Annotated in this window: 12 protein-coding genes and 1 pseudogene; all 13 read left to right on the forward strand. The window is 48.4% G+C overall.

What is annotated here, in order from left to right; all coding sequences use genetic code 11:
- Window positions 1-67 precede the first annotated feature (67 nt).
- The 13 genes and pseudogenes from ACL9RG_RS22560 to ACL9RG_RS22620 all read left to right on the forward strand — a co-directional run bounded on the left by ACL9RG_RS22560 (window position 68) and on the right by ACL9RG_RS22620 (window position 5,674).
- Entirely contained in the window at window positions 68-385 is a 318-nt protein-coding gene (locus ACL9RG_RS22560) for a hypothetical protein (protein ID WP_422794890.1), read from the forward strand.
- A 70-nt stretch (window positions 386-455) separates the two neighbouring features.
- A complete protein-coding gene (locus ACL9RG_RS22565; RefSeq protein ID WP_422794891.1) occupies window positions 456-692 on the forward strand; it encodes a hypothetical protein in 237 nt (78 codons plus the stop codon).
- A gap of 103 nt (window positions 693-795) precedes the next feature.
- A complete protein-coding gene (locus ACL9RG_RS22570) occupies window positions 796-1,050 on the forward strand; it encodes a hypothetical protein (RefSeq protein ID WP_422794892.1) in 255 nt (84 codons plus the stop codon).
- A gap of 250 nt (window positions 1,051-1,300) precedes the next feature.
- Window positions 1,301-1,585, forward strand: a complete 285-nt coding sequence (gamL, locus tag ACL9RG_RS22575; protein ID WP_422794893.1) for a host nuclease inhibitor GamL — start codon at window positions 1,301-1,303, stop codon at window positions 1,583-1,585.
- 1 nt (window position 1,586) lies between these two features.
- Window positions 1,587-2,405: pseudogene (locus tag ACL9RG_RS22580) on the forward strand (PD-(D/E)XK nuclease-like domain-containing protein); the annotation flags it as partial.
- Window positions 2,398-3,234, forward strand: a complete 837-nt coding sequence (recT, locus tag ACL9RG_RS22585; protein WP_422794894.1) for a recombination protein RecT — start codon at window positions 2,398-2,400, stop codon at window positions 3,232-3,234. The pseudogene ACL9RG_RS22580 and the gene recT, both read left to right, overlap by 8 nt.
- Window positions 3,231-3,413 (forward strand): DUF1317 family protein, encoded by a 183-nt coding sequence (locus ACL9RG_RS22590; RefSeq protein ID WP_422794895.1) that lies wholly within the window; start codon window positions 3,231-3,233, stop codon window positions 3,411-3,413. The genes recT and ACL9RG_RS22590 overlap by 4 nt, the downstream gene beginning before the upstream one ends.
- A gap of 22 nt (window positions 3,414-3,435) precedes the next feature.
- Complete coding sequence (locus tag ACL9RG_RS22595; RefSeq protein WP_422794896.1) at window positions 3,436-3,753, forward strand: hypothetical protein; 318 nt, start codon at window positions 3,436-3,438, stop codon at window positions 3,751-3,753.
- Window positions 3,750-4,277: a hypothetical protein gene (locus ACL9RG_RS22600; protein WP_422794897.1), complete on the forward strand. Its 528-nt coding sequence runs from the start codon at window positions 3,750-3,752 to the stop codon at window positions 4,275-4,277. The genes ACL9RG_RS22595 and ACL9RG_RS22600 overlap by 4 nt, the downstream gene beginning before the upstream one ends.
- On the forward strand, window positions 4,274-4,444 hold the full coding sequence (locus ACL9RG_RS22605; RefSeq protein ID WP_422794898.1) for a hypothetical protein: 171 nt from the start codon (window positions 4,274-4,276) through the stop codon (window positions 4,442-4,444). Before ACL9RG_RS22600 ends, ACL9RG_RS22605 begins: the two co-directional genes overlap by 4 nt.
- Window positions 4,434-4,847 (forward strand): hypothetical protein, encoded by a 414-nt coding sequence (locus ACL9RG_RS22610; RefSeq protein ID WP_422794899.1) that lies wholly within the window; start codon window positions 4,434-4,436, stop codon window positions 4,845-4,847. The genes ACL9RG_RS22605 and ACL9RG_RS22610 overlap by 11 nt, the downstream gene beginning before the upstream one ends.
- Window positions 4,848-4,913: 66 nt before the next feature.
- Window positions 4,914-5,120 carry a hypothetical protein gene (locus ACL9RG_RS22615; RefSeq protein WP_422794900.1) on the forward strand — a complete coding sequence of 69 codons (207 nt, stop codon included), beginning with the start codon at window positions 4,914-4,916 and terminating at the stop codon, window positions 5,118-5,120.
- Window positions 5,117-5,674: a hypothetical protein gene (locus ACL9RG_RS22620; RefSeq protein WP_422794901.1), complete on the forward strand. Its 558-nt coding sequence runs from the start codon at window positions 5,117-5,119 to the stop codon at window positions 5,672-5,674. Before ACL9RG_RS22615 ends, ACL9RG_RS22620 begins: the two co-directional genes overlap by 4 nt.
- The last annotated feature ends 5 nt before the right edge of the window (window positions 5,675-5,679 follow it).

Below are 5,679 nucleotides of genomic sequence, written 5' to 3' on the forward strand. Positions count from 1 at the left end.
GTCGCCATCTACAACGCAGGTCATCGCAAGCAGTCAGAAGTGATGACTGCTCGATAAGGAGTGAGAGATGAGTAAAGAGTTCAAAGGTACACCGGGCAACTGGCAATCTAAGTTTCGGCCAGACCTCGAAGTTCAGGGTGATTTGCATATTGTCTATGCGGGTGGAGATTCTCCAGAAAAGGCTTACCACGTTGCGTATTCGGCTGGATGGACGGATAACGAAACAAGCAAGAAAGAGGCTGAAGCAAACGCAAGGCTAATATGCGCAGCTCCAGACCTGCTTAAAGCACTTCAATTTGCACTTCCGTGGCTACCTACAGCAGACGGTGAGGCAATTCATATAGCTGAGCAAGCAATCAACAAAGCGCTGGGCATTACCAGCTAATTACGCGAGCCATTTCTAACGAGATGGCTTATTTGCGTAAACCTGAGATTGAGAGAGTTGAGGAGGAAGTATGAGCAAAGAAACAGGTGGTCAGGCCTTCCCGCGACAGCAGTGGGAATATGACGGGCAGAATAACGTTCTTCAGTACCAAGAAGATGGCATGACATTGCGTGACTACTTCGCAGCAAAGGCTCCGCCAGTTCCTGAAGATTTTGGATGGGCACCAAAGGAGACGGATACCTATCAAAGAATCGTTCGCTGGAGTTATTTCTACGCCGACGCCATGCTTGCGGCCCGCAACAAGTAGCCCCTTCCCTATGCGCATTCACTGAGTGCGCATCGTGATAAGCGCCCATCAACTTGTAATTATTAGGCTCACTTAGTGGGCCATTTTTTTAACGGAGATAAGTATGGAAATTGATATTCGCAAAGCAGGAGTGATTTACAAATTGAGTGAAGTAAAGGTAAGTCACGGAGAGGCAACAATAAAGTTTGACATTCGCGATGGCGAGGAGAGAAGCAATTTTCTTAAGTCACTCGTCGATGCTGCATTCGGTGAGATGAGTATGGATGAAATCATGTCATATCTAGACGATGAAGGCTATTCAGATGAGGTTATAGAGCGGAATAGCGAAGGAGAAAGCGAGGAAAACACAGCCGCCTAGTGCGGCTTTTTTATTGCTCACAACCCAAAGCGCTGACGTTTTGGCATGTAAGTAAATCAACTAATCAAACACAGGAAAAGCCCATGCAACTATCAATTGCCGGGCAGTCCGCATCGGGCTGCTCTACTAACTATTTGTTAAAAATCCAACACTCACCGGCCCACCGCGTCACCTCGGCCAGCTTCCCGCCTCCGCAAAAGAGTTGGCTTCAGAAACTTATTGAAATGCTCACAGCTAAGGGTGACCCGCTATGAACGCATATCTAACGCAAGACCGGCTTGAACAAAAACGCTGGGATGTTCATCAAGCAGGCATGGATAAAGACGAATGGATTATTAAGCGGGCCGATGAGTTAACGAAAGAGTTCCCGGAAAAGCTTTCTGAGTTCACCAATCCATTTAAGCAGCACACCTTCTTTTTCGACATAAATCCCAGCCAAAAAGTTAAAGAGGCTTACGAGAACCTTATCTGGGAAATCTGCGAAGCCGAAGCGACTGAACAGTATTCGATGAAATTATTGATGGGAGAGCTTTAGCATGGAACCCGGAATCTACTACGATATATCGAATGAGGACTATCACAGCGGGCCGGGCATTAGTAAATCGCAGTTAGACGATATAGCCATCAGCCCCGCAATATTCCAGTGGCGTAAAAATGCTCCGGTGGACGAGGAAAAAACGGCGGCACTCGATATGGGTACCGCCCTGCACTGCCTACTGCTTGAGCCGGATGAATTTAGCAAGAGATTTGAAATCGGGCCAGATGTAAACCGTAGAACCAGTGCCGGGAAGCAGGAAGAAAAGGAATTCTTAGAACGCTGTGAGAAAGAAGGGATCACGCCGATTGCTCATGATGAAAATAGGAAATTACAACTCATGAGGGGAAGCGCACTAGCCCACCCAATCGCACGGTGGATGTTAGAGGCGCAAGGCGAGGCGGAGAGCAGCATATTTTGGAATGACAAGGAAACGGACATTCTATGCCGGTGTCGCCCTGACAAAATAATCACTGAGTTCAACTGGTGTATCGACGTAAAAAGCACGGCAGATATGGCCCGTTTTTCTAAAGGGTTTTATGAATACCGGTACCACGTCCAAGACCCTTTTTACTCAGACGGTTATGAGTCTCACTTCAACGAAACGCCAACCTTTGCATTTCTCGCCGTCAGCACGTCAATAGACTGTGGGCGGTATCCAACGCAAGTTTTCATTCTAGATCAGCAAGCCAAAGACGCCGGCAGGTCTGAGTACAAAAGAAATCTATCAACTTATGCCGAATGCCAATCACGCAACGAGTGGCCGGGCATAGCAACGCTATCACTGCCTTATTGGGCGAAGGAGTTAAAGAATGTCTAACCAGCCACCAATTGCGGCAGCAGACCTACAAAAAACACAGGCGCCAAAGCCTCCGTCAGCAAAAACGCCAGAACAAACACTAGTTTCATTCATGAATCAACCGGCGATGAAAAATCAACTGGCCGCCGCGCTCCCGCGACATATGACAGCTGATCGCATGATTCGCATCGTCACAACTGAGATACGCAAGAATCCAGAGCTAGCTGGATGTAGCCAGCAAAGTTTTGTTGGTTCTGTAGTTCAATGCTCACAGCTTGGGCTGGAGCCGGGCGGTTCGTTAGGCCATGCATATCTTCTTCCGTTCAATAAAAACAAAAAGAACCCACAAACAGGAAAGTGGGAAGTGGTTAGCAAGGATGTGCAGCTAATTATTGGGTACCGAGGGATGATCGACCTAGCTCGACGTTCCGGGCAAATCGTTAGCATCTCTGCACGAACAGTTCGTGAGGGTGATGATTTCAAGTTCTCATACGGACTCGATGAGACGCTTGAACATCGCCCTGGTGAAAACGAAGACTCACCAATCACGCATGTTTACGCCGTTGCCAAGCTAAAAGACGGCGGCGTCCAGTTTGAAGTAATGACTTTCAAGCAAGTTGAAAATGTTCGAGCTGGCAGCAAAGCATCAGGCAGCGGCCCATGGGTTACACACTGGGAAGAGATGGCTAAGAAAACTGTCATTCGTCGCTTGTTCAAGTACCTACCAGTAAGCATAGAAATGCAAACGGCTGTAGTTCTCGACGAGAAAGCAGAGGCCGACATCGATCAAGATAACGCATCTGTTTTAAGTGCCGAATACAGCGTGCTGGATGGCACAGGTGAAGAATGAAAAGCATCTACGACTCAATCAGGGTCGGTCGCGTCACCCTTCCATATTTTTACAAGCGGCGCGGCTGGATCACTCCAGATAACCGACTCGAAAAAAACGCATTCAAAGCCCAACTAATCGCAGAGAAAGAAAACGAGCGGCTAAAGCTATTGGCCGCATCGCTTGGCCTTTCTTACTAACCCTCTTTGCAAGGAACACATTATGAGCACAAGAATTGAAGCAATTGAAGTTCAGCGAGATGAGCACGGACAATGGACCCACCCGGAATACGAGAAATTCTGTGACGGACGTGAGTATATTTCTTCAAATGAGTTTGATGCTTGGACGACAGAAAAGGGGCTGGAATGGCTAGCTGAATATCGCGATGAGGATGAGATTGATCAACACGGTGATGGTTACGACATCTCGACATGGCAACCATCTGGGATAAAAGGCGATGGATGGTTTGTTGGCTCAATTCACGATAGCGAAGATGGTGCCGTGTGTATCTGGCTGAAAAATAAGGAAGATTCGCTATGACAGTTAAACGCTGGAGTGTCGGGGTTGACGGCCCCGACGAAAATGGAAATCTAGTCGCATATGCAGACTATCTATCACTAGCAGCAGAAAACTCGTCACTGCGACTCACGATTGACAACATTGTTAATGCGTTGGGATGGGGAGATGGCCCGGTGTCGCAGCAGGTTATTGAGCTTGTGACGGGGTTAGTTGCTGAGAATGTAGCGAGCAATGGGCGATTGCAGGAACTAATTCAGATTATCAATAACGCCGACAACAGCTACTGCATGTGCGGAGATGTAATGGAATCCCATGTGGTTGGGGGGTGCGGAAGCCCGACTGGCATGTTTGATTATCACTACGGCGTGTGGCTCGAATCTGAAAATAAAACCCCGATCACTGACGCCGCTATTGCTAAGATAAGCGCGAAGTCAATAGAAAAAGCCGCCGATGACTTAGCGGGCGAAAATAACATTGGCGGGCACGAAGTTGATGCTATGTACAAATACGCCGCCAATCTACGCGCTGGAGGTAAGGCATCATGACTTATGCGTATACGGCTACGTTATTTTGCGAAAGCGAGAAATCCGAGAAGGCGATGATTAAACAGTACGAAGAAAAAGGCTACGTGGTGGATGAGTCCAGTCTTATTAATCGTAAATCCGGTGATGGCGTCGTAATGATATTGAAGGAGCAAACTCATGACAGTTGATATAGCAGCTTTGCGTGAAAGATTGGCTGATCGGCTCGATCATATGGAATGCTATGGCGGAAGGGGCTGGTTAGATCAGGAAGAAATTCGACTTATTTTGAGTAAGCTAGACCAAGTCGAAGCAGCACAGGCGCGGATTGCTGAGCTTGAGAGTGAGCAAGAGCCTGTAGGGTATACAGGCTCAGGGTCACTTCTTGCTATAGCGGCTGGCCACGCAGGTTACATCTGGGGTGAGCATAAGCCTGCCCACCCACTGCCACTATACACCGCCCCGCCAAAGCCGGTTGTTAAGCTGCCGGACAGTGTGAAAGCGCAGGATTATCACATCGGCGGTGATTATCTTGAGCGCGAAGAAGTCGAGACATCGCTCAAAGCTGCTGGCATCACAATCGAAAGTGAGTGATATCACCACCTCAAATCAGGTCGCTAATAGCGGCCTTTTTTATTGCCAAAAAAATTGGAGTTATACATGGCTGACATAGCAGATCACGCAAGCGAAGTAGAGCAGTTGAGAATTAGTGCGGCGCTGGCATCACGGAATAAAGCAACGCTGCCGTTTATTGGCGCATGCCACTACTGCGATGAGAAATTAGAGCGTGGGCCGTTCTGTGATTCAGATTGTCGCGACGATTGGGAAAAAGAGCAGAAGCTCAAGCAGCAGAGGGTTTATTCATGAAATTTGAAATGGTTAGCGGTGATGAGAGGTTGTTCGACGGGGCTCCGGAATGGGTGGTAAAAATTTACTTATGCCTTGGGTATAGATGGCTTGCAGATGCTAATGGCATGGCGTCTTATGCCGGCGGACCAGCGGTAGAGTTGAAGGGTGAAGATGAGAAATATCTCATCGCCGAGCGCCGCCCCATCACCGAGCAAGATGTAAATGAATGGAACGGCGAAGGCCTGCCGCCTGTTGGGGTTGAGTGCGAATTCGCCCACATAAATCGAGGAGAGCCAATCCCGCCTTGGGAACGAGGGGTGGTTAGATACCTGTCAAGCCACACGATAGTTATAGAACTCACCGGGCTTAAGAACGGCAAGGCTGAGTCAATATCTCAACCGTTGAGAATGCGATTCCGCCCTATCCGCTCACCTGCAGAAGTTGCGCGGGATGCAGCTATTCATGCTATGGCTTCTGCGCCAAGGCGTTGCGGCCATCCACTGCAAGGAATTTGTGGTGAAATATACGATGCAATAGCAGCAGGAAAAATACCGGGTGTCAAATTGGAGTAACTATG

Source organism: Rouxiella sp. Mn2063 (genome assembly GCF_049319665.1).
In the GTDB taxonomy this organism is placed as follows: Bacteria; Pseudomonadota; Gammaproteobacteria; order Enterobacterales; family Enterobacteriaceae; genus JBMOUD01.

Bases quoted from the DNA above. Each gene is read 5' to 3' on its own strand.
- ACL9RG_RS22560 (WP_422794890.1), top strand. From the start codon at position 68: ATGAGTAAAGAGTTCAAAGGTACACCGGGCAACTGGCAATCTAAGTTT.
- ACL9RG_RS22565 (WP_422794891.1), top strand. From the start codon at position 456: ATGAGCAAAGAAACAGGTGGTCAGGCCTTCCCGCGACAGCAGTGGGAA.
- ACL9RG_RS22570 (WP_422794892.1), top strand. From the start codon at position 796: ATGGAAATTGATATTCGCAAAGCAGGAGTGATTTACAAATTGAGTGAA.
- gamL (WP_422794893.1), top strand. From the start codon at position 1,301: ATGAACGCATATCTAACGCAAGACCGGCTTGAACAAAAACGCTGGGAT.
- recT (WP_422794894.1), top strand. From the start codon at position 2,398: ATGTCTAACCAGCCACCAATTGCGGCAGCAGACCTACAAAAAACACAG.
- ACL9RG_RS22590 (WP_422794895.1), top strand. From the start codon at position 3,231: ATGAAAAGCATCTACGACTCAATCAGGGTCGGTCGCGTCACCCTTCCA.
- ACL9RG_RS22595 (WP_422794896.1), top strand. From the start codon at position 3,436: ATGAGCACAAGAATTGAAGCAATTGAAGTTCAGCGAGATGAGCACGGA.
- ACL9RG_RS22600 (WP_422794897.1), top strand. From the start codon at position 3,750: ATGACAGTTAAACGCTGGAGTGTCGGGGTTGACGGCCCCGACGAAAAT.
- ACL9RG_RS22605 (WP_422794898.1), top strand. From the start codon at position 4,274: ATGACTTATGCGTATACGGCTACGTTATTTTGCGAAAGCGAGAAATCC.
- ACL9RG_RS22610 (WP_422794899.1), top strand. From the start codon at position 4,434: ATGACAGTTGATATAGCAGCTTTGCGTGAAAGATTGGCTGATCGGCTC.
- ACL9RG_RS22615 (WP_422794900.1), top strand. From the start codon at position 4,914: ATGGCTGACATAGCAGATCACGCAAGCGAAGTAGAGCAGTTGAGAATT.
- ACL9RG_RS22620 (WP_422794901.1), top strand. From the start codon at position 5,117: ATGAAATTTGAAATGGTTAGCGGTGATGAGAGGTTGTTCGACGGGGCT.